Here is a 21,727-nt window from a genome sequence, read left to right as displayed (position 1 = left end):
CGCAGGTCGCCAGGACGTTCGCATGGCGACTAGCAGAAGATCCTTTCTCCTTGAGCGTCGAACAGCCGGAGCCGCCTCGGGCTCGGCACAAGACGCACCGGACGCCCCGGTGTGAGATCAAGGTCCTCGAACGTCTTGACCTTAACCGTGCCCGCGCGCGTCTTCACGCTGATGAGGGTCTCGTACCCGAGGGGCTCCACCACGAAGACCTCCCCCAGTATCCCCTCGAGGCCGGTCCCTTCCGGAGCGTTCCGATGGCCCTCCCCCGCTTTGTCTCCCTCCTCGCCGAGCTCTAGGGTCAGGTCCTCCGGACGAATGCCGAGGATGACATCGGTTCCTGGCACAACGCGATCAAGACCCGGCTGACCCTGCGGGAGGGGCACCCGCGACCCGTCCACGAGCACAGCGGGTTTTCCGTCGACCACCTCGTACTTGCCGGACACGAGATTCATGGGCGGGTTCCCGAGAAACTCGGCTACGAAAGTGTTGGCCGGATGCCTGTAGACCTCGAGGGGCGGCCCGATCTGCACGACCTTTCCCTTGTTCATGACGGCTATCCGGTCGGACATCGCCATGGCTTCCGACTGGTCATGGGTCACGTACACTGTCGTGATCCCGAGGGTTTGCTGAAGATGCTTGAGGAAAGTCCTCGCGTCGGTCCGGAGCTTCGCGTCAAGGTTTGAGAGGGGCTCGTCGAACAGGAATACGTTCGGCTCGTGCACTATCGCCCTGGCGAGCGCGGCCCTCTGCTGCTGGCCCCCGCTTATCTCCGCCGGCCGCCGCCGCAGGAGGTCGGCGATGGCCAGGCTGCGTGCAACATCCAGCGTGCGCTTCTCGACCTCTTTCGGGGGCTTGTTTCGGATCCGTAGCGGATAGCCGATGTTCTCCGCCACGGTCATGTGTGGGTAGAGCGCGTAGTTCTGGAAAACCATGGCCACGTTACGCGCTTTCGGAGGCAGGTCCGTCACGTCCCGGTCCCCGATGAAGATCTTACCCGATGTAGGCCGTTCCAGGCCGGCTATCATCCGGAGGGTCGTGGTCTTCCCACACCCCGAAGGCCCGAGAAGCGTGAAGAACTCGCCGTCCTCGATCGTGAGGCTGACATCGCTTACGGCATTGACCCTGTCAAAGCTCTTGGATACGTTGACGAGACGAACCCCGGCCATAGAGACTCCCCCTAGCTCTTTATGCCCCCGTAAAACCTGAACCCGAACTTTCTGTTGACGATGATGTAGAGAGTCACCACGGGGATGGTGTAGATAAACGAGTACGCCGCGATGAGCCCGAGGATGGGTATGCCCACCTCGTTGAAGAACGAGTATATAGCCACCGACGCAGGCGCTTTCGACGGCGACCGCAGCAGAATGAACGGTACCAGGAAGTTGCTCCACGTGTTCACGAAGATGAGCACAGCAATGACCGCCATGCCCGGTCGGCACAGCGGAAAGGCTATGTTCATGAGGACCTGGGCCGGAGTGCTTCCATCCACCAGGGCGGCTTCCTCGTAGGAGCGCGGGATCGAGTCCACGAAGTCTTTCATGATGAACATGTTCGTGGGCAGAAGGCCCCCAACGTAAACGAGTATGAGTCCGACATGGGAGTCCAGAAGGCCGAGCGACTGCATAAGCACGTAAAGTGGCACCATCGCCGACACGCCCGATACCACGCTCGAAAGGAGGATGAGAACGTAGAGTATCGTCTCGCGCCCCCGGAATGATGCCCGGGAAAACGCGTACGCCGCCATCGTCGCCGCGACTGTGGCGATGAGCATCGTCGCGGTGGAGAGCACGAGGCTGTTCTTGAGCCCCGTCACGGCCATGGGGTTTTTGAAGACCCCATAGAAATTCTGCAGCGTGGGCTTGGAAAGCGAGAGCCCCAGGGTCGGCTTGGCGTTGAAGGGTGCCGTGACCAGCCACAAGATCGGCAGAGCGAAGGCCGCCGCCAAGACCATCAGAGCTAACGCGGAAAGTGCTCTCCTCACAGCTATCCCCTCCTTGCTCGCGCCAGCCTCATGTACACCGTGGCCAGGGCCAGGTTGATGAGAAGTATCAAGGTAGAGATGGCGCTTCCGTAGCCAAGCTTGAAGTATTTGAATGCGTTGCGATACGTGTATATGGAGAGCAGCTCAGTCTTGAATGCCGGCCCGCCCCCGGTTAGCAGGAACGGCGTGAAAACGTTGAAGGTCCAGATAGTCACCAGGACTGCCCCCGTAACGATGTGCGGACGGATGAGCGGCAGAATGATGTCACGGAACTTTCTCCAGCCCGAGGCGCCTATGACGTCCGCCGTCTCGATGTACGACGGCGGGATGGTCTGGAGCGCCGCGCTGAAAAGCAGCATGGAGAACGCCGTCCCTCGCCAAACGTTGAAGATGACTATCGAGAGCACGGGATGCTCAAAGAACCAATTCACCGGCTTGAGCCCGAGGGCGCCAACCACCGAGTTGAGCAGCCCGAAGTCGGTATCAAGGAAGGCGACCCAGAGGTAAGCCACGACCACCTCTGGGATGATCCACGCAAGTATCACCACGCTAGAGACGACGTCCTTAAGGATCCCCTTCCTGTTGTTCAGCAGAAGGGCTAGGGCGAGCCCGAGCCCCATCTGACCGATGATGGCCGACCCGAACACGAACTGCACCGTGATCCAGAGTGAGTTGCGGAAGAAGGGGTCTCTCAATATGGCCGCGAAGTTCGCGAGCCACACGACCTTGGGCTCTATGGCGGCCCGCCCCGTGAGCGTCAAGTTAGTAAGGCCGATATATATCGCCCAAACGGCCGGAAATGCCAGGAACACTCCGACAAACACCAGGGCCGGCAACATGAACACCGTCGCGGTCCGCCGCGAGATGATGGGGTTGTCATACTGCATCTAGGGCTCCCCTTTCAGTGGCGCACACTGGCGCGAGAGAACGACGCTGACCTCGGGACGCGAAGAGCATTCACGCCGCCCCTCGACATGGGGACATGGGGCTCCGGCCCAGGGTTGCCGGTGTTGCACCCGGGGACGGCGCCCCGAGCGGCGCGCGTTCCGTCAAAATCCGGCCCGTCGGGCCAGTGGCCGGGTTTTGACACCCCTCGTGCAACGACCGGCAACCCCTCCCAAGAGTCGGGGGCACTCTCGCACCCCCACTTAGCGTCTTCACGCAACGAGACGAAGACTTGGTGATACCATAACCTTGCGTGCTATGTCAGCACTACTTCTGGATCTCGACGTTCGCCTGGCCTACGAGGTCAGTCACCGCCTTTGCGTAAGCATCGAGGGCCTGCTCTGGGGTCATCTGACCTGTCACGATCCGCTCGGTCATGAGCTGCACCTGATACGACACTTCGGGATAGGCGGGCTGACCCGGGCGATAGGTGGTGTACGGAACCAGCTTCTTTGTGGTCTCGGAGATGAAGGTATTCGCTTTCACATCGGGCATGTCGGCAAGGTCTTTTCTCGCGGGAATGCCCGGTTTCATCTTCCAGTAGTCAATCCGCGCCTGAGCCGAGTTCAGCTTGGCAAGGAGCTTGAATGCGAGATCCGGGTGCTTCGTGTTCGGGTTCACCACCCAACCTGTGCCGCCCGAAACGGAAGCGATGGGCGGGGCGCCGGGCTTTCCGCTGCCGGGGAAGGCTGCCCAGCCGATCCTGGTGTCGCGATCTGGGATCGCCCACGCGCCGTTCGGCGCGATCACCGATGACCACATCCACGTGCCCTCGACATACATGGCGATCTTCTCGGCGGCGAAGAGCTCGAACGATTTCTCACGCGCCTTGGGGGAGACTTGCAACATGGCGTCGCCGAGCTTCTCGTCCACATATATGGTCTTGTATAGGTTGAGGGCATCCAGGAGAGCAGGGCTCTTGACGATCCACTTGCCGGTATCCCAGTTGTAGATCCATCCGCCGGCGGCATAGAGCGCCATGTAAAAGCCCTGCATGCTTGTGGCTTCACCCATCTCGACTCCTGCATTGAGCTGGATGGGCGTCACGCCGGGGAGTTTTTGCTTGATGGTCCTGCAGGCTTGGAGAAGCTCGTTCCAGTTCTTCGGCTGCCACGGGACGGGGATGCCCGCCTTCTTGAAGAGCTCCTTGTTATAGTAGATCATTCGGACGTCGGTCCCGGCCATGACGAGGTAGGTCTTGCCTTTGTATGAACCCATGGCCTTCATGGTATCGTAGTACTGGTTCCAATCCGGCCACGTCTTAAGATACGAGTCCAGGGGCAGAAGGAAATTGGCCTCGGCGAACTCCGGCACCCAGAAGTGGTCGAACGCGATAACGTCAGGGCCGCCTCCACCTTTGATGTCTAGAGCCAGCCTGGCTTTGTAATCTTCGTCGTTGATTCCCGAAGCCACGAATTCCACGCGCACGTCCTGGCCTTCGGCCTTCATGTCCTTTTCGAACTCGGGAATCATCTTCTCGATCCATTCAGCGTCCTGGGTGTTCTTGCCCCCCTTCACGGCGTTGGCCATGATCTGCAGGGTGATCGGTGCAGCCTCGGCAACCGAGAGGCCCAGGAGGAGCAGTAAAACGACTGACAGCGAAACTCCACGAATCCACGAGGTTTTCATTGGATTTCCTCCTTCCGCTTGAAAGGTCCACCGAATCATGCGATACCCTACGTGGGACACGGAGCCGGTCGAGTCCTTACCTTACACACCTTCACGCATTAACACCGTACGATTCCCCTGCCTGCGTTGCCCTTCCATGCCCGATCATGCCTTCCAACACGAGCGGAACCGCCACACGAGCCGGTTGATCCCGCCTTCTCCCCTCCTTTCACCTCGCACGATCCTCACGAGATGGGCCCCTGTGCCCTATAGCGTGCCTCGTGCCGCACCGCCGAAGTGCTGCACCCGCATCCGTCAGCTCTCTGACGACGCGCGGGAGCGTACCCCGTTAGCTAGCTCCGGCACGTATCTCTGGGGATTCTGGAAAAAGCTCTCGATAACAAGCATGGCCGCTCCCCTTGCCACGGCTTCTTCGGAGTAATTCGATAGAACGACCTTTGTCTTATCGGCAAAGAGCGGATGAGCTCGCGACGCAAGAGCGCCCAGGAGTGGCGTTCTCAAGGACTCGCCCAGCCTCGCCATGGCTCCGCCGACCACAACCGCTTCGGGGTTGAACGTGTTCACCAGATTCGTTATGGCTATGGCGAGGTACTCAGACATCTCGCGGATCTTGTCCACGACGGCCGCGTCGCCGCGTGCTGCCCGCTCGCATACCTGTTCCAAGGTGGGCACGCCGCCCTCCCGGCCGGCCTTTACGTCCTCTTCGAGGACCAGTGACAGAAGGCGCGGGACCGACACCAGGGTCTCCAAGCACCCTCGGCTTCCGCAAAGACACCTGGGGCCGTTGGGGTCTATGCTCATGTGCCCGATCTCACCGGCGATCCCGTGCGTGCCGCGATAGATGTTCCCGCCGATCACTATGCCGCAGCCGACACCGTTTCCGACGAGCACAAAAAGGAAGTCTTTGAACTCAGAAGCCTGACCGTACCACTTCTCATAGAGCGCGGCGACGTTGGCGTCGTTGTCGAGATATACAGGGACGTCGAACTCCTTTTGGATAAGCTCCTTGAGTCTCACCGTTTTCCAGCCAACCACCTGGCCTTCGGACACAATCATTCGTTGCGCGTGGCTGAGCGGGAGAGGATAGCCGATGCCGATCCCAGCGATGCGGGCCGGGTCGACCCCAGAATCCCGGATAATGTCGGTGACGTACTTGACGACTCGCTCAGGATAACCGGCGTCCTCGTCCTCGAACGACACGCGCCTCGACATTTTGCGCTGGGGTTCGCCCAAGAGATCCGTGATCAAGAGGTCAACGTGGTTCCGCGAAAGGTCAATGCCCATGACCCAGAGGGCCTCGCGGTTGATGTCGAGGAGGATAGGCTTGCGGCCGAGGACAGTTTCACCCTTGGTCGTTTCCTTAACGAGCTTGAACCGAATCAGGCCGTCCACGATGTCGGTAACCACCGGCTTGCTGAGGCGGCTCAGCCGCGCAAGCTCCGCCCTGGAAGTGGGTCCAGCGTCGCGGATGAGGCGGAGTATAAGTGCCCTGTTATGGTCCCTCGCAGCCTGCGGGTTATGGCCTCGTTCCATCAACGCGCTATCTCCCTTCGCCCTTCATCGATGACCGCTCACCCTTCACCGGTGACCGAGCCCTGCGCCGGAGCGCTGGGCTCTCCGCTCGGTGCGAACCGAGTGCGATCCCCACGTGCCGAGCTTTGTCGATGCTCCTCGATATGGTTAGTTAGTCTACCTAACTAATGCTATACTACGACGCTCCCGCCTCAACTCCTTCTTTGCCGGTCGAAGATCTGTGAAAAAGATCAAGGGTCAACGAAGTTGCAGGAAACTAGAGGCCGCTGGCGTATAGCTTGAAGAGCGGCTGCCTTGAAGAGCAACTGTCTCAAAGCTGCTCCGAGGTGGACGGGGCAACAGCAAAGAAACGGTGAGACGACGTGGAGGAGGATGGGGCAGTGCCCGGCATTACTGACGTACCAGGAGTCCTTGTGGGGCACGCACAGGACGATCTAGCCCTGACCGGGTGCACAGTGGTGCTGACGATGGGCGGCGCTGTCGCTGGCGTGGACGTCCGCGGTTCAGCCCCTGGGACGCGCGAGACCGACCTGATGCGACCGTGTAACCTGGTTGAGCGGGTTCACGCTGTGGTGCTCGCCGGCGGAAGCGCATACGGGCTCGACGCAGCGTGCGGCGTCATGCAATTCCTCGAGGAACGCGGCGTGGGCTTCGCCACAGGAGCTGGCGTCGTTCCCATAGTGGGAGCTGCGGTCATCTTCGACCTCGATATCGGCGACCCAAGGGTGCGGCCTGACAAGAACATGGGGTACGAGGCGTGCGCCGCGGCATCCCCCGCCCTCCCGGCCGAGGGTAACGCGGGCGCCGGGCTCGGCGCCACTGTCGGGAAGGCGTGGGGCGCCCAACACGCCATGAAAGGCGGCGTTGGCACGTGGGCAGTGAGGCTTGAACGCCCAACGCGCGACCGCGACGAGGACGGCCCTCTCGTCGTCGGGGCCATTGCCGTGGTGAACGCCCTCGGCGACGTCGTAGACGCCGATTCCGGAGAGGTTGTGGCGGGCGCATACGACAGAGGCGCCAAGAGGTTCCTGCGGGCCGCGTCGCGGGCGACTGGCCCGGCGGACGACGAGGCCTGCGGCGGCGGTGATGGCGACGCAAGCGGCTTTGCGGCGCGACCGGGATTCGGTGGATCTGCAGGACAGTCAGCACCGCCGTTTGGCACCAACACCACGCTCGCCGTGGTGGCCACGAACGCCAGCCTCGACAAGGAGGGCGCGAACAAGATGGCTCAGATGGCGCACGACGGGCTCGCTCGCGTGATCCGGCCCGTCCATACCATGTATGATGGCGACGTGGTATTCGCGCTCTCCACAGGCGACGCGCCTTTCACTGGCGACAAGGCGGCGGATATAACGTTTCTTGGTGCTGCGGCGGCCGACGCGGTCGCAAAGGCCGTGCTTCGGGCTGTTACGGCCGCCGTCTCGGTGGCGGGCATCCCGGCGGCACGCGACGTGCCGTCGCGCCGACAGCAGCCGCGACGCTGACGCCGGGGCGGCCGCTCGGCCAAGCGGGGCTCGGCCAAAGGGCCTAGGCCGGGCGGGCGAAGCATACGGTAATAATGGCGAATGGCGCGGACGATAAGGCGTCGGTGGGCCCGCAGAATCGAAACTGGGCGGCGGAACCGAAAGCTGAAGAAAGCTGAAGGCCGAACTGGAAGGCGAAAAGGGGCTGAAGGGAGGTGAGACACGAGCTAGAACGGGGAACGCGCCATCGACTTGGTCAAGATTAACCCAAACAATCCCGGTCCGAAGCAAGGCAGCGGGGCAAAGCCTGCACGGGCCCGGCGGCCGCGAGCGCTCTCCGCGGCAAGGCGAAGGGAACGAAGGGCACGTGGCAGGGCGAAGGGCCTGAGACCAGGATCCCGTCGGACCTGGAACTCGCGTCCGCTCCGCGATGGCATCTTCGGCCGAGCGCCCAGGGCGCAAGGGCGCCCAGTGCATAGTGCATGAGATCGTCCGGCACCCGCAAAGGGGCTGGAACGGAGGTGTCGAAAAATGAAACTAAGTACCAGGCAGGTCGTTGTATCCGGACTCCTTGTAGCCCTTACTCTCGTCCTCGGCATGACAGGCATCGGCTTCATCCCGGTGCCCACTCCCGCTGGAGCAGCCACTCTGATGCACCTTCCTGTTGAGCTTGCCGGGATTCTCGAAGGACCTCTGGTGGGATCGCTGGTAGGGCTGATATTCGGCCTCTTCACCCTCAGGTTCCTGGGTGACCCGCGTGTCGTCATCCCAGCCAGGCTACTCATCGGCGTAGTCTCTTTTCTGGTATACCGGGCCTGCGGCAAGAAGACGTGGGGCATCCCCATCGCCGCTGCCGCCGGCAGCGCCACAAACACCGTGGGCACGCTAGGGCTGGCGGTGGCGTTCGGGTACATCCCGCTCGCGGGCAAAGACGGGGCTCTCGCCATCGCGCTCCTCCAGGGAGTGCCCGAGGCCGTCTTCGCTGCGGTTGTGCTCACACCGATCGTGTTCGCCGTGACAAGGGCGCAGCGCCGTTGACACCGTCCTCCTGGCTCAGAATGTAGGAAAGTTCAACGCGCTCGCGCACCCGCACCCTCACTCAGCTGGCCCGGCCAGACTCGTAGTGCTTGCCTAGCGCAGCGGGCGGGCGCGACCGAATGACGGCTCCCGCCAACACGAGGATCGTGAGGATGTAGGGAAGCATTTGGATGATGTCGCTCGGCAGCTTGACCGGCGACGTCTGGATCCTCATCTGAAGCGCGTCGGTGAACGCGAACAGGAAGCTCGCACCCAGCCCTCCGAGGGGATTCCACTGGCCGAATATGTTGGCAGCAAGGGCCATGTAGCCCCTGCCCGCGGACATGTTCATACTGAACCAGTTAAGCTGGGCAAGGGACAGGTACGCTCCGCCGAGCCCCGCAAGGCAGCCGCTCAGGATGACGGAGAAGTACTGCACGGCGTGGACGTCTATCCCAACCGTGTCGGCGGCCTCCGGATGCTCGCCGGCCATCCTGATGCGCAGGCCGAGCGGAGTCTTGAACATGACCACCCATCCCAAGAACACGAGGATCAACATCATGTACACGAGAGGCGAGTGAGTCCCGAGGATGGTCCCGATGATCGGCACGTCGCGCAGACCTGGGATAGACACCACAGGCAGGCCGTTCACCGACACCGACGTGCCCTTGTTCTTCCACAAGACCTGCATCAGCCATGTTGTGAGACCCAGCGCCAAGATGTTGAGGCCAACGCCGCTCACCACGTGATCCGCCTTGAGACGTATGGCAAACAAAGCGAGAATAGCACCCATCAGGCCACCGCCCACGACCGCAAACGCCACGCCCACCCATGGGCTTCCCGTGACGTACGACCCAAGCACGCCACAGAAGGCGCCGGTCAGGATCATGCCCTCGAGCCCGATGTTGATGATCCCGGACCGCTCGGAGAAAGCGCCGCCCATCGCCGCGAGAGCAATGGGGGTCGCCATTCTGATGGTGGCGGTGAGGTTGTTGATGTCGAAGATTACGTCAAGAACCCCCGTCATGCATGCGTCCTCCCCAGCGACCTGACCCTGCTCTAAGCCCTTCTAAACCCTGCGGTCATCGCAGCTGCAAGGCTCCCGAGGCCCGCGCACCGCGCACCACGAACCGCGTGCCCCGCGCCCCGCGCCCCGCGCCGCGCTGGCTTTGCTCTCAAGCCCGTGCCCTTCCCTTGCCGCCCCCACGCGCCCCTCGCGCAAGGAAGACGCTCGCGAGGGCCGGTGCCGCGACGAACAAGATGACGATGCCTTGCACAAGGGTCATCAGATCCGCAGGAATACGCGCAAAGAGCTGCATGGACATGCCGCCCGATTGCAACATCCCAAACAGGAGCGCCGCCGGCACCACGCCCCACGGCTTGTTCCGGGCAAGGACCGCCACCGCTATCCCGGTGAACCCGTAACCTGGCGAGAAGTTCGTGATGAACCTGTAGAGCGTGCCCATCACCACCGACGACCCTGCAAGTCCCGCCACTGCTCCGCTGATGACCATGGCGAGCACGATCCTTCCCGGCACGTTCACCCCAGCGTATTCGGCCGCCGTGGCGTTCCTCCCCACAGCCTGGATCTCGTACCCAACCGACGTGCGCCTGAGAATGTAGTCGATCACGATCACCACGACCAAACCCAAGACGATGCCCCACGACACCCGCGTGCCGGGGATGAGCTCGGGCAGCCTCGCCCCTACCGGCAGCACCGGCGTTTGGTCCACCGGCCCGGGTTCCTTGAGGTAGGTCTTCACAAGGAACGTAGTCAGAAAAGTCCCCACGTAATTAAGCATTATCGTGGTGATGACCTCGTGCGCTCCGAGCTTCGCCTTCATGTAGCCGGGCCCGGCAGCGAGCAACGCGCCTGCGAGCGCGCCCGCCACAAGCGCCAAAAACACCCGCACCAGCCCGGGGACGCCCGGTCCCAGGGAGAGCACTACCGCAGCGGATGCGAGCCCGCCCACGTACAGTTGCCCTTCGCCTCCTACATTGAACAACCCGCACTGGAAAGCGACGGCAACGGATAGCCCCGTGAAGAGCAGCGGCGTGGCCATCATCAGAGTGTTAGCCAGATTGTAGACGTTCCCGAAGGCTCCATAGAAAAGATTGGTGTAGGCTTCGACGACGCTGTACCCCGAGGCCGCGATCAGCACCGCACCTATGAGGAGCGCGAGCAACACCGCCACCGCCGAGTACGCCATGTCCGCGACCCCCGGCCTCGTGACGAACCCGGCCACCCGCCCACGTGCGAATCCGCGCCCCGTCTCTCGCTCTCGATGCTTCATGACGCCACACCGACCCCTTGCCCCGCCATTAGGAGGCCTAGATCCCTCTCGCTAAACTCCTCGGCGGGCCTCAATGCGACGATCTGCCCCTCGTACATGACTGCGATGCGGTCCGACAGGGCCCTCACCTCATCCAGCTCCGCGCTTATGAGCAGCACCGCCTTGCCAGCGTCCCTCATGGCTAGGAGCTGCCGGTGTATGTAGTCGGTAGCCCCGACGTCCAGCCCCCGCGTGGGCTGGGCTGCCACGATGAGGTCCGGGCCCCGCGAGAGCTCCCGCCCCACCACGAGCTTCTGCTGGTTTCCGCCGGAAAGCGATCCCACGGGTTGATCAATTGAAGCGGCCCTCACATCGTACTTGTCGACGATCTCGGCAGCGTGCTCCGCTATCTTACGGGGTTGCAGGATGCCCCTTATCGCGAACGGCGCCGACTTCTGCTCCCCAAAGATGAGGTTCTGAGCCACGGTGAACGTGTCCACTATCCCGCGCCTCAGGCGGTCGGACGGGATGCAGGCCACGCCCATTTCCCGAATGGTCCTCGGCCCCAGTCGCGTGACGTCCCGTCCGTTGAGCAGGATCCGTCCGGAGGTCGGTTTTCGCAGCCCGACTACGACCTCCTCCAACTCGAGCTGGCCGTTGCCCTCGACACCTGCTATGCCCAGGATCTCGCCGCTCCTCACCTGGAGGCTGACGTTGTTCAAACGGGCCTTGCCCCCTATGGAGCCCGAGCGCGCACCTGAGCTGGCGCCGCCCCGCACCGAGACGTTTTGCAGTTCCAGCACCACCCTGTTGCCGGGGACACGGTTCTTTCGAACCGGAGGGATGATCTGTCTCCCGACCATTAGCTCAGCGAGGTCGGACGGGCTCGTGTCCGCCGTGTTCAAGGTGGCCACGCGCTTGCCATCGCGCAGCACCGTCACCCGGTCGGATACCGCCTGCGTCTCCTTGAGCTTGTGGGTTATGAAAATGATGGTCGTCCCGCTCTCCCTGAGCTTGCGCATGATGTCAAACAGATCCCCGGCCTCCTGTGGCGTGAGCACGGCGGTCGGCTCGTCAAGTATGAGCACCTTCGCCCCGCGGAGCAAGGCCTTCAAGATCTCGACTCTCTGCTGCTGACCCACGGAGATGTTCTCCACGCGGGCGTCCGGGTCGACTTTGAGCCCGTATCGCTCGGAGACCTCCTGCACCATCTCTCTGGCCTTTGCATAATCCAGCAGCACACCCCTGCGGGGTTCGGTGCCCGCCACGATGTTCTCGGTCACGGTGAGCTTCCCCGCCAGCATGAAATGCTGATGAACCATGCCGATCCCGTGCGCGATGGCGTCCCGCGGGCCTGAAAACGACACGAGTTTCCCGTCCACGTAGATCTCACCGGCATCGCTGCGGTAGAGTCCGAAAAGGATCCTCATGAGCGTAGTCTTGCCCGCACCGTTTTCCCCGAGCAGGCAATGGATCTCGGCCGGCGCGACCTCGAAATCCACCGCGTCGTTGGCCACCACCGGGCCGAAGCGTTTGGTAATTTTCTCCATGCGCACAGCCCACATGTCCTTACGAACCTCTCTCCGATTTCCGTGGCAGGGCAGGGAAGCCCTCGCCTCCCTGCCCTGCACCAGGATCTTTCATCTGCTACCAAGCCGCCTTCTCCGAGGCCGGCCCCAAGCTCTGAGCGCTCTGCCCTACTTCTTCTTCTGGGCTTTCAACCACGCGTCCACGTCCTGTATCGTCTCGGGGACCTTGAGCTCGCCCGAGATGACCTTCTGGGCAAGCGCGTCGGCCTTTGCTGCCACGTCCGGCGGTACCAGGCTCGTGGTGTAGCCAAGGCCCTTCTCGGCAAGGCCGAGCACGTGAGTCCCGCCTTTGAACTTGCCGGAGATGACCTGCTCGATCGCGGTGTAGATGGTATTGTCCACGAACTTCATGCCGTTCGTCAGCACGTTCTTGGGCGCGAGATAGCACTGATCGGAATCAGCGCCCAAGGCATACCTGTTCGTCTCCTCGGCCGCCTTGATGACGCCCAGACCAGACCTGCCCGCAGCCTGCCAAACGATGTCCGCCCCCTGGTTGAACTGCACGAGGGCGAGTTCCTTTCCTTTGGCGGGGTCGGCCCAAGCGCCTACGTATGAATACAGCACATTGATCTCAGGATCCACGTACTTCGCGCCCGCCATGTATCCCGCGATGTTCGCGTTGATGAGCGGGATGTCCATTCCGCCCACCACACCTATGACTTTCTCAGGGTTGATCCGCGGGTCGCCCGTCTTCGTGGTCATGAGGCCTGCGATTACGCCGAGCACGAAACCGCGTTCCTGCTCCTTGTATACGTATGAAGCAACGTTCGGGGCATCGACCGCCGTGTCGATAATGGCGAACTTCTGGTTGGGGAATCTGCCCGCCACCACCTTCAGCGCGTCGGCCTGGTCAAAACCGATGGACACGATGAGATCATACCTCTTTGTCTGCGCAAACTGCATGAGCAAAGTCTCGTATTCCGCTATCTGCTGCGGCTCGGCGTACTGGGACTCTATCCCCAGCTCCTTCTCGGCCCGCTTGAGCCCTGCAAAGCCCGAATCGTTGAAGGATTTGTCTCCGAGACCTCCGGTGGCGAACACCACTGCGACCCTCGCCTTCGGAGCGGCGGCGCCCACCGACACCCCAAGCGCGAGTACAAGCACGCACAGCAACGCAACGCTCCATGCCTTCCCTAGCCTTCTGGACACTGCCATACCCGTTTACCCTCCCCCTAAGAACTGACCACGGCGGCACACGTTGCCCTTGAACGCCCCTTTCTGGGCTCCGCCGCGGCGTCCCTTGTTTATTCGTCATGTCAGCAAGGTTTCCTTCTGCAATACAGCCCAGACGGCCCACTTCCCTCCGCCCGAGTGAGTGTGGGTTAGCCTTCGCTTTGTTTCCAGCACTTACGGGTTGCCGGTGCTGCGCTCGGGACGGCGCCCCTCTCCCTCCCCGCCGAAGCACGCGTCAGACCCTCGTTCTCTCCAGGCCGTACTGCTTTATCTTCTTGCGCAGCGTGTTGCGGTGCACACCGAGCACCCAGGCGGCCTTGGACTGATTCCACGAGCACTGCCTCAGCACGCGGAGGATGTGCTCCCGCTCTACAGCATCGAGAGATGCATTCGCGGCAGGGTCAACGGGAGAGACGCCGGAACCCGGAGTCGGAGTCGGAGTCGAAGTCGGAGTCGGCGTGGGCGTCGGCCTCGGTATGGCTGTGGATTGCGGGACGGAAGCGCAAGCGGAAGCGGAAACGGAAGCGGGAACCGCTCCACACGCAGAACTGCTAGGATCGTCGAAGGCTCGGGAGGAGACAGGGATGGGGACTGCGCAATCCGGGGAGCCCGCCATGGGCGGCGCTGTTGCCGGCGTGACCTGCCCTCTTTCTGCGGCGTTGGTCTGGGTGCCGGTCACCTCCTCCGGCAGGTGCTCAGGCATGATGAACGGTCCCTCGCCCAAAAGCATGGCAGCCTCGATCGCGTTCTTGAGCTCCCGCACGTTCCCGGGCCAGTCGTACCTTGTGAGAAGGTTCATGGCCTGCGGCGACACACCCGCAAACTCCTTGCCGAGGGACACGTTGAATTCCTTGATGAAATGCTGCGCCAAGAGGGGGATGTCCTCCTTGCGCTCCCGAAGCGGCGGCACGCAGATCTGCACCACGTTGAGCCGGTAGTACAGATCCTCCCGAAAAGTTCCCTTCGCCACCTCGGACCTGAGGTTGGAGTTCGTCGCAGCGAGTATGCGAACATCCACCTTGACGGTGCTTTTGCCCCCAACCCGTTCGAACTCCTTCTCTTGGAGGACCCGCAACAGCTTGACCTGCATGGACGGGCTCATGTTCCCGATCTCGTCCAGGAAGAGCGTGCCACCGTCTGCCAACTCGAAACGCCCTGGTTTCCTCATCTGCGCGCCGGTGAACGCGCCTTTCTCGTAGCCAAACAGCTCGCTTTCAAGCAGCGCGTCCGGCAGCGCAGCGCAATTGAGCTTCAGAAAGGGGCCCGCCCGGCGCGAGCTGTTGTAATGGATCGCCCTTGCCACCAGCTCCTTCCCGGTGCCGCTCTCTCCCACGATGAGAACGGTCACGTCGTGATTCGCGACCTTTCTGATGAGCTCGAACACCGCTCGCATCTTGGCGCTTCTCCCGACGATCTCCTGAAATACGAGCTCGTCCTCGAGCATGGTCCGCAGGCGCTCGTTCTCCATCTTCAGCCGCTCGTGGGCGAGGGCCTTTTCTATCGTAATGCGCATCTCGTCGAGGTCGAAGGGCTTCGAGACGAAGTCGTACGCTCCCTGCTTCACCGCCTCAACCGCCGTCTTGATCGTCCCGTAAGCGGTCATGATGATGATCGGGGCGCGCGGGAGCTCGCTACGCAGGCGCGGGAGGATCTCGAGACCGCTCATGTCAGGCATTCTCAAGTCGAGAAGCACCAAGTGAAACTCGCGACCGCGAGCAAGCTCCAACGCGGCCTTGCCCGTGCTCGCCGCAGCCACCTGGTAGCCCTCTTCCGAGAGCACAGCCTCAAGCGTGTCACGGATGCCCTCGTCGTCGTCCACGACGAGGATGGAGGTCGTGGTTCCCTTGCCTCCCTCGCCTGTCAAGCCCTTCGCCTCCATGCCACGAGCCCCGCGAACCTCACAGGTTATCAGCGGTAATGGTCCCCACATCCACGGCGATGTAGGGCTTCACCGGCACCCCGTTGAAATGGTCGCGTATGGCTTGGATCGCCAGCACGCCTATCTGCCTCGGGTATTGAACCACGTCACCGTATATCTTCGATGCCCGGATGGCTTTGACCGCCTCCGCCGTGCCGTCGTAACCCACCACGATGATGCGCCGCTTCACGCGCGCGGCTTCGATAGCCTGAAGCGCCCCGAGTGCGGAGTCATCGTTTATCGCGAAAACCCCGTCAATGTACGGCATCATCATCAAGACGTCTTCCATGACGGCGGTAGCACGGCTTCTCTGGCCCCACGCCGGGATGTCCGCGACGATCTGTATCCCCGGATACTGCTCGAGATACTCGCGGAACCCGCTCACCCTGTCCATCACAGATGTAATGCTTGGGTGGTTTATGATGATGACCTTGCCTGATCCGCCGAGCGCCTTAGCCATGAGCTGCCCCGCAAGCCGTCCCCCCTCGAAGTTGTCGGACGCGATATGCGAGACCACGCTGCCGTAGCCCGATCGATTCGCGATGTCCACCGTGAAGACGGGGATCGAGGCCTTGTTCGCCTTCACGACGCTCTCGCCGATGGAGGTGGAGTCGCACGGCGAGATGATCAAGGCGTCCGGCTTCTTGGCGATGAGATCCTCGATCTGGCGGGCCTGCTTGACCGCGTCGAACTCAGCATAGGTGATGTCCAGTTCGAACCCGTATTTACGTCCTTCGCTGACCAGGCCCTCCTCGAGTTCCTGGTAAAACCCGTGCTTGCTTGTGAGAAGGGACGCCGCTATCCGGCGCTTCGCAGGGACGGGCCCTGCCGCTAACGCACCCGTGCCTGCGACGAGAATGGCCATGACCGCAAGATCGGTCAGGAGAACCAGAACGCGAGCCCACCCGTGCCATCTCCGCATGACAGTATTCCCTCCCCCGCACCGATGCGCTCGAACCGCTCGCTGGCCGGGCCTCCGTCCATCCGGACAAGGCCCGCCCGACAGGCCTCTTTCGTGGTCTCCTCAGCTTACACTCTCACGCCTCTGGGACGGGCGCCGCGCCGGTCACGACATGGTTCACATCACGACATGGTTCATGTCAGGTGACCCGCAGGCAGCGTGTCCCTGGTGATGGGAAGGAAGACCGAGAACGCGCTTCCCACGCCAGGCCGGCTTTCGACAGTTATCTCGCCGCCGTGCTCGGACACGACACGCCGGGCGATGGCAAGGCCAAGCCCGGTTCCTCCCTCCCTGGTCGTGAAGAATGGAGTAAAGACTTTGTCGAGTTGGTCCGCTGGTATCCCGACACCCGTGTCACGGAAATCTATCCTCACCTTGCTGCCTGCGGTCCCTTCATGCCCTCCGCAGGCCGCCGTGGCCACCGCGAGGATCCCGCCATGGGGCATGGCGTCGATGGCGTTCAACATGATGTTGAGGAATGCTTGCTGGAGCTTCTCGGGGTCCGCGAACACCCTCGGCAGGTCGGGCTGGTAGCGCCGCACGATCTCCACCCGGGCTTGTTTCGCCTTCAGGCTCACGAGCGACACCATGCGGTCCAGCACCTCGTGGATGTCGACATACTGCATGTCGCTCTCCTTCGGCCGCGCGAAACCCAGCAGTCTCTCCACGAGTTGGTCGAGCCTGTCCACTTCCCGCACGAGTATCCTTGTGAAACGCCTCAAGGACTCGTCCTCGGGCACGCGGTCTTCCAAGAACTGCGAACATGCCTTTATGGCTCCCAACGGGTTACGCACCTCGTGCGCGAGGCCAGCCGAAAGCTCGCCGACCGCCGCCAGCTTGGCCGCCTCGTGGACCTGCCGCTGGAGGTCGCGCAACTCCGTCACGTCCTCGAAGGTAACCGCCACGCCGATAGGCATCTCGTTCCGGTCCAAGAGCACGCTGCTGCTCGCCACAAGGGCCACGGAGGCGCCCCTGACGGGCATCGTGGTCTCGCAGCCGCGCTTCGTGCGCCCCTGTGCGAGCGCGTCGTCTATGAGCGCCACGATGGCGGGGGCGGCCGCCAAGGCCTCGCGGTAATTCATCCCGATGATATCGGTGACCTCGCACGGGCGACCCGAGGGCGCCTGCGCCTGGGGGCCTCCCGCATTCTCGTCCCGCGCGCTGCCTGCCTCGCACCCGCACGATGCGTCTGCATCGGACCCAGCCGCCGCACCCCCACAGGATATGGAGCCGGCCGCACAAGCAGCGCTCTTGGCGCTCTCCCTGGCACCGTCCAGAAGCCTCCGAGCCGCAGCGTTCGCCACGGTCACTTTCCCATCGAGGTCCACCGTAATCACGCCCGCCGGGATGTTTGCGAGGATGTCCTCAGTGTAGCTCATGAGCTTCTGGATGGTCTCCGCGCGGGCCTCGATCTCAATGTTCGCGCGACGCAGGTTTCCCATGTACTCCTTGAGACTGCGCGCCATGCGGTTGAACGAGACGGCGAGCCTCCCGATCTCGTCCCTGGACTCGAGCGCCACCTCCTGGTCGAGGTCGCCGCGGGCGATCATGTCCGCGGCATGAGCCAGCCTCCCTATGGGACGCGTGAAGGCACGCGCGAACGACCAGGCGTAGAAGGCTCCGAACACGAGGCCCACCGCAGCAACGACCAACGACTGGCGCGCGGATTGCCTCAAGGTCTCGAACACGCCTGCGGTGTCGAGGCCGAGGTCGAGCGCGCCGACCACGGAATCAAGCACGACCAATGGGACTACCACCCTGAAAACCTGGTCGCCACCGGAGTCGCCTTCGGCAGGGCTCATCCCGGATATGGGCTGGCTCCCCACCTGCACGGCGGTGATGGGGCCTGAGAGGGCCTCCTCGACCCAGGGGTCCACGTCGCGCTTCCCGATGTCCGACACGTGAGTGTGGGCGATGACCACGCCTTTCCCGTCCACGATCTTGAGGTAGCGAACCCCGCTCGATCGCGATGCCTCGCCCGTGACGCGACCGAGCCCCGATCCCAGTATGATGGCGTTCTCGGCGCTCAAGGCATACGAACGCGCGAGGGCCACGCCATCGCGCTGCATCTGCCCGATGATGCCTCGCCTGATCATGCCCATGCCGAGCATTGTAAGAGTGGAAACAAGCACAGCAAGGAGCGGAACGAGGTACAAGATGATCCTCGCCTGCAGGCTCGTTGCGCCAGGCAACGCTCTTGTGCGGAGTGGCTTAACCACGCCGACCGAGGCCCCCTGCCTTCCTTGGATAACGGCAGACTGGTTCAACTTTATCGTTTTTCGACTTCGACACCACGCCGAACATTCCTGCACCCCGGATTTCCGTCGCGCGGCCCCCGTCCCTGCCTCTCAGGCGCCCTTTCTCAGCCTATCAATCAGGACGGCACCCAGGATGACCGCGCCAAGGACGACGTTCTGGCTGTACGACTCCACCCCTGCCAGGTTCAAGCCGTTATTGAGAACCCCCATTATGAGAGCGCCTATCGCTGTGCCCACCATGGTCCCCTTGCCGCCCGACATGGACGTGCCACCCAGCACCGTGGCCGCGATCGCGTAGAGCTCGTACGACTCCCCTGCGCCCGGCTGCCCCGAGGCCAAGCGGGATATGAGGATGATGCCGCCGAGGGCCGCGGTCACGCCGCTCAGGCTGTACGTGAACATCTTGACGCGCGCGACGTTTATCCCGGACAGCCTTGCGGCCTCCTCGTTGCCTCCAACTGCGTACACGTAGCGGCCGATCTGGGTGCGTGTGAGGATGACGTGGGCTATGGCCATCACCACGACCATGATGACCACCGGCATCGGAATCCACGGTCCGAAAAGCTTGTCTAGGACGTACCCGCGTCCGATGAAATTGAACTGAAGCGGAAGGTTCCAGACGGGGCGGCCGTCGGAGAGCAGGAACGCAATTCCCCTGGCTGCTGTCATCATCGCGAGGGTGGACACGAACGGCGGGACCCGAAATCGCGTTATGGTGAAGCCGTTCACGGCGCCCATCGCTCCACCGATCATGAGCCCGACGACGCACGATGCGATGATCGCGAGCGGCACCCCGACCACCCCGGGCAGTCTCGTGAGGAGCTTTGCCGTGACGATCCCGACCACCGCGAGGACCGACCCAACCGAAAGGTCCACGCCGCCGGTGATTATCACGAACGTCATGCCAGTCGCGATACAAGCGTTGATCGAGATCTGCCGCAGCACGTTCACGATGTTGTCGGGCCTTATGAAAAGCCCCTTTGTCCAGATGGTGAAGAGTATGCATATCCCGGCAAAGACCAGCGCCATGCCGTAATCCTCAAACATGCGGCCCATCCTCGCGCCGAAGCCCGTCCCGCGTCGGAGGACGGTTGCGCCCGGGCTCGCCGGGCCAGCAGTGGTCGTGGTCACCGCCGCGGCCGTGCTCGTGCCCGCGCCTGTAGCCATGTTCGTTCCCGTGCTTGTGGTCGCGCTTGCGGTCGCGCCGCCGCCGCGCCCGTCGCAACCGGCGCCGGCACCACCCGGGGCAACCACCCCCAACAGCACCACCTGAGCCAGGTTCTTGCGCAAGTTCGACACGCGTAGTCCCCTCCTTAGACCCAGTGCGCCGGCCGACGCGACGCGACGCGACGCCCGCCGGTGCCGCCCCCGCCCGTTGCCACGCCCTCAGCCGGCCCGCGGCGGAGCCACAGACCCGCCCGTGGCGTAACTCATGATCTTCTCCTGAGTAGCCTCCTCCCGGGTCAGCTCGGCCTGCACTCTGCCCTCGTGGATCACGAGGATGCGGTCGCTCATCCCGAGGACCTCCGGAAGCTCCGACGAGATCATGATTATCCCGACGCCTTGTTCGGCAAGGTCGTTCATCAGCCGGTATATCTCCTGCTTCGCCCCGACGTCTATCCCCCGGGTCGGCTCGTCGAATATCACTACCTTCGAATTGGTAAAGAGCCACTTCGCCAGGACGACCTTTTGCTGGTTGCCGCCACTCAGGTTCTGCACTTTCTGTTCCAGACCCGCAGTCTTGATGGCAAGTGACTGGACAAGCCGCGATGCTTCCACGTTCTCCCGCTTCCTGTCCACGAAACCGCGCCTCGCAAGCGCGCGCAAGTTCGCAAGCGTCACGTTCTCGCGGACGCTCATGATGAGGACCAATCCCTGTTCCTTGCGGTCTTCTGTCGCAAGGCTGATCCCGGCGCGAATGGCCGCACGCGGCTCCCTGATATGGAGACGCTCCCCGGCAAGGTATATCTCTCCCGCATCTGCCGGGTCCGCACCGAAGACTGCGCGGGCGATCTCAGTCCGGCCGGACCCGACGAGCCCCGTGATGCCGAGGACTTCGCCCTCGCGAAGTGAAAAACTCACATCATGAATGATCCCCCGCCTCGAAAGCCCCTTCACCCGGAGGATCTCTTTGCCCGGCTGGCGAGTCCTCCTCGGATAGTCGCCCGTCAACTCGCGCCCGACCATGTGCTTCACGAGTTGCTCCCTCGTGACTTCTCTGACGGGGGCTGTCATGACCCGCTTGCCGTCGCGGAGGACCGTCACGCGGTCGGCTATCTCGAAGAGCTCCTCGAGCCGGTGGGAGATGTAGATGATGGCCACCCCCTGCTTTTTGAGCGTCCGCACGAGGTCGAAGAGGTGCGCCTGCTCCCGCAGGGTGAGCGTAGCGGAGGGTTCGTCCATCACAATGATACGGGCGTCAGTGGATACCGCCTTCGCTATCTCCGTCATCTGCTTCTGCGCGACGCTGAGGTCGTTTACCATGGCGCGCAGATCAAGGTCTATGCCGAGTCTCTGGAGGGCCCCGCCGGCTTGCGCGTAAAGCGCACGCCAGTCGATGAATGCGCCTTTGCGCGGCTCCCGCCCGAGGAGGATGTTCTCGGCGACAGACAGGAAGGGTATGAGGTCGAACTCCTGATAGATCACGCTTATGCCGAGCTTCTTCGCATGGAGGGGCCCCGTTATGTCCACCTTCGTGCCACCGATGAATATCTCCCCCGAGGTCATGCGCTCGGCGCCTGCGAGTATCTTTATGAGCGTGGACTTGCCTGCGCCATTCTCGCCCGCGAGCGCATGCACTTCTCCCGGGGCCAGTGTGAAGCTGACGTTGTCCAGCGCCCTGACCCCAGGGAAGTCCTTTGTGATATTGCGCATCTCGAGAAGATACGGTGCTTGGTCCGCTCCACCGCCCACCGGAGCCGCTTGGTCATCCCCCTGCCCTGCCTGCCCTGCTTTGACCGGCATTGGAGGCCCTCCTCCCCCGTTCC

At 62.7% G+C, this 21,727-nt stretch carries 16 protein-coding genes; 2 read left to right on the top strand and 14 right to left on the bottom strand.

Going from position 1 to position 21,727, the window contains the following annotated elements:
- Window positions 1–29 precede the first annotated feature (29 nt).
- The 5 genes from GX515_00515 to GX515_00495 form a co-directional block, all read right to left on the bottom strand.
- The gene (locus tag GX515_00515; GenBank protein ID HHY31493.1) at window positions 30–1,166 is read right to left on the bottom strand and encodes an ABC transporter ATP-binding protein; all 1,137 of its coding nucleotides are present in this window, start codon (window positions 1,164–1,166) and stop codon (window positions 30–32) included.
- An 11-nt stretch (window positions 1,167–1,177) separates the two neighbouring features.
- Window positions 1,178–1,951 (bottom strand): carbohydrate ABC transporter permease, encoded by a 774-nt coding sequence (locus GX515_00510; protein ID HHY31492.1) that lies wholly within the window; start codon window positions 1,949–1,951, stop codon window positions 1,178–1,180.
- Between the two features lie 32 nt (window positions 1,952–1,983).
- On the bottom strand, window positions 1,984–2,868 hold the full coding sequence (locus GX515_00505) for a sugar ABC transporter permease (GenBank protein ID HHY31491.1): 885 nt from the start codon (window positions 2,866–2,868) through the stop codon (window positions 1,984–1,986).
- A gap of 325 nt (window positions 2,869–3,193) precedes the next feature.
- Window positions 3,194–4,555: an extracellular solute-binding protein gene (locus tag GX515_00500; protein ID HHY31490.1), complete on the bottom strand. Its 1,362-nt coding sequence runs from the start codon at window positions 4,553–4,555 to the stop codon at window positions 3,194–3,196.
- Between the two features lie 294 nt (window positions 4,556–4,849).
- Window positions 4,850–6,091, bottom strand: a complete 1,242-nt coding sequence (locus GX515_00495; GenBank protein HHY31489.1) for an ROK family protein — start codon at window positions 6,089–6,091, stop codon at window positions 4,850–4,852.
- A 377-nt stretch (window positions 6,092–6,468) separates the two neighbouring features.
- Between GX515_00495 and GX515_00490 the strand changes: the two genes are divergently transcribed.
- Window positions 6,469–7,572, top strand: coding sequence for a P1 family peptidase (locus GX515_00490; protein HHY31488.1), 1,104 nt, complete (start codon window positions 6,469–6,471; stop codon window positions 7,570–7,572).
- A 510-nt stretch (window positions 7,573–8,082) separates the two neighbouring features.
- On the top strand, window positions 8,083–8,589 hold the full coding sequence (locus tag GX515_00485) for an ECF transporter S component (GenBank protein ID HHY31487.1): 507 nt from the start codon (window positions 8,083–8,085) through the stop codon (window positions 8,587–8,589).
- Window positions 8,590–8,650: 61 nt separating this feature from the next.
- Here the strand turns inward: GX515_00485 and GX515_00480 are convergent, their stop codons facing one another.
- The 9 genes from GX515_00480 to GX515_00440 all read right to left on the bottom strand — a co-directional run bounded on the left by GX515_00480 (window position 8,651) and on the right by GX515_00440 (window position 21,704).
- Complete coding sequence (locus tag GX515_00480) at window positions 8,651–9,595, bottom strand: ABC transporter permease (protein HHY31486.1); 945 nt, start codon at window positions 9,593–9,595, stop codon at window positions 8,651–8,653.
- 148 nt (window positions 9,596–9,743) lie between these two features.
- On the bottom strand, window positions 9,744–10,862 hold the full coding sequence (locus GX515_00475) for an ABC transporter permease (protein HHY31485.1): 1,119 nt from the start codon (window positions 10,860–10,862) through the stop codon (window positions 9,744–9,746).
- The gene (locus GX515_00470; protein HHY31484.1) at window positions 10,859–12,406 is read right to left on the bottom strand and encodes an ABC transporter ATP-binding protein; all 1,548 of its coding nucleotides are present in this window, start codon (window positions 12,404–12,406) and stop codon (window positions 10,859–10,861) included. Before GX515_00470 ends, GX515_00475 begins: the two co-directional genes overlap by 4 nt.
- 132 nt (window positions 12,407–12,538) lie before the next feature.
- Complete coding sequence (locus GX515_00465; GenBank protein HHY31483.1) at window positions 12,539–13,585, bottom strand: BMP family ABC transporter substrate-binding protein; 1,047 nt, start codon at window positions 13,583–13,585, stop codon at window positions 12,539–12,541.
- 253 nt (window positions 13,586–13,838) lie between these two features.
- Window positions 13,839–15,467 carry a sigma-54-dependent Fis family transcriptional regulator gene (locus GX515_00460; GenBank protein HHY31482.1) on the bottom strand — a complete coding sequence of 543 codons (1,629 nt, stop codon included), beginning with the start codon at window positions 15,465–15,467 and terminating at the stop codon, window positions 13,839–13,841.
- A gap of 34 nt (window positions 15,468–15,501) precedes the next feature.
- Window positions 15,502–16,443 (bottom strand): substrate-binding domain-containing protein, encoded by a 942-nt coding sequence (locus GX515_00455; GenBank protein ID HHY31481.1) that lies wholly within the window; start codon window positions 16,441–16,443, stop codon window positions 15,502–15,504.
- Window positions 16,444–16,616: 173 nt separating this feature from the next.
- Window positions 16,617–18,701, bottom strand: a complete 2,085-nt coding sequence (locus tag GX515_00450) for a HAMP domain-containing protein (GenBank protein HHY31480.1) — start codon at window positions 18,699–18,701, stop codon at window positions 16,617–16,619.
- A 129-nt stretch (window positions 18,702–18,830) separates the two neighbouring features.
- Window positions 18,831–19,796 (bottom strand): ABC transporter permease, encoded by a 966-nt coding sequence (locus tag GX515_00445; GenBank protein ID HHY31479.1) that lies wholly within the window; start codon window positions 19,794–19,796, stop codon window positions 18,831–18,833.
- A gap of 330 nt (window positions 19,797–20,126) precedes the next feature.
- Entirely contained in the window at window positions 20,127–21,704 is a 1,578-nt protein-coding gene (locus tag GX515_00440; GenBank protein ID HHY31478.1) for a sugar ABC transporter ATP-binding protein, read from the bottom strand.
- Window positions 21,705–21,727 lie beyond the last annotated feature (23 nt).

The sequence above is a fragment of the Bacillota bacterium genome (assembly GCA_012842395.1).
In the GTDB taxonomy this organism is placed as follows: domain Bacteria; phylum Bacillota; class SHA-98; order UBA4971; family UBA4971; genus UBA6256.
Note: the sequence above shows the minus strand (reverse complement) of the source record. Positions and strands in the feature narration are given on the sequence as shown.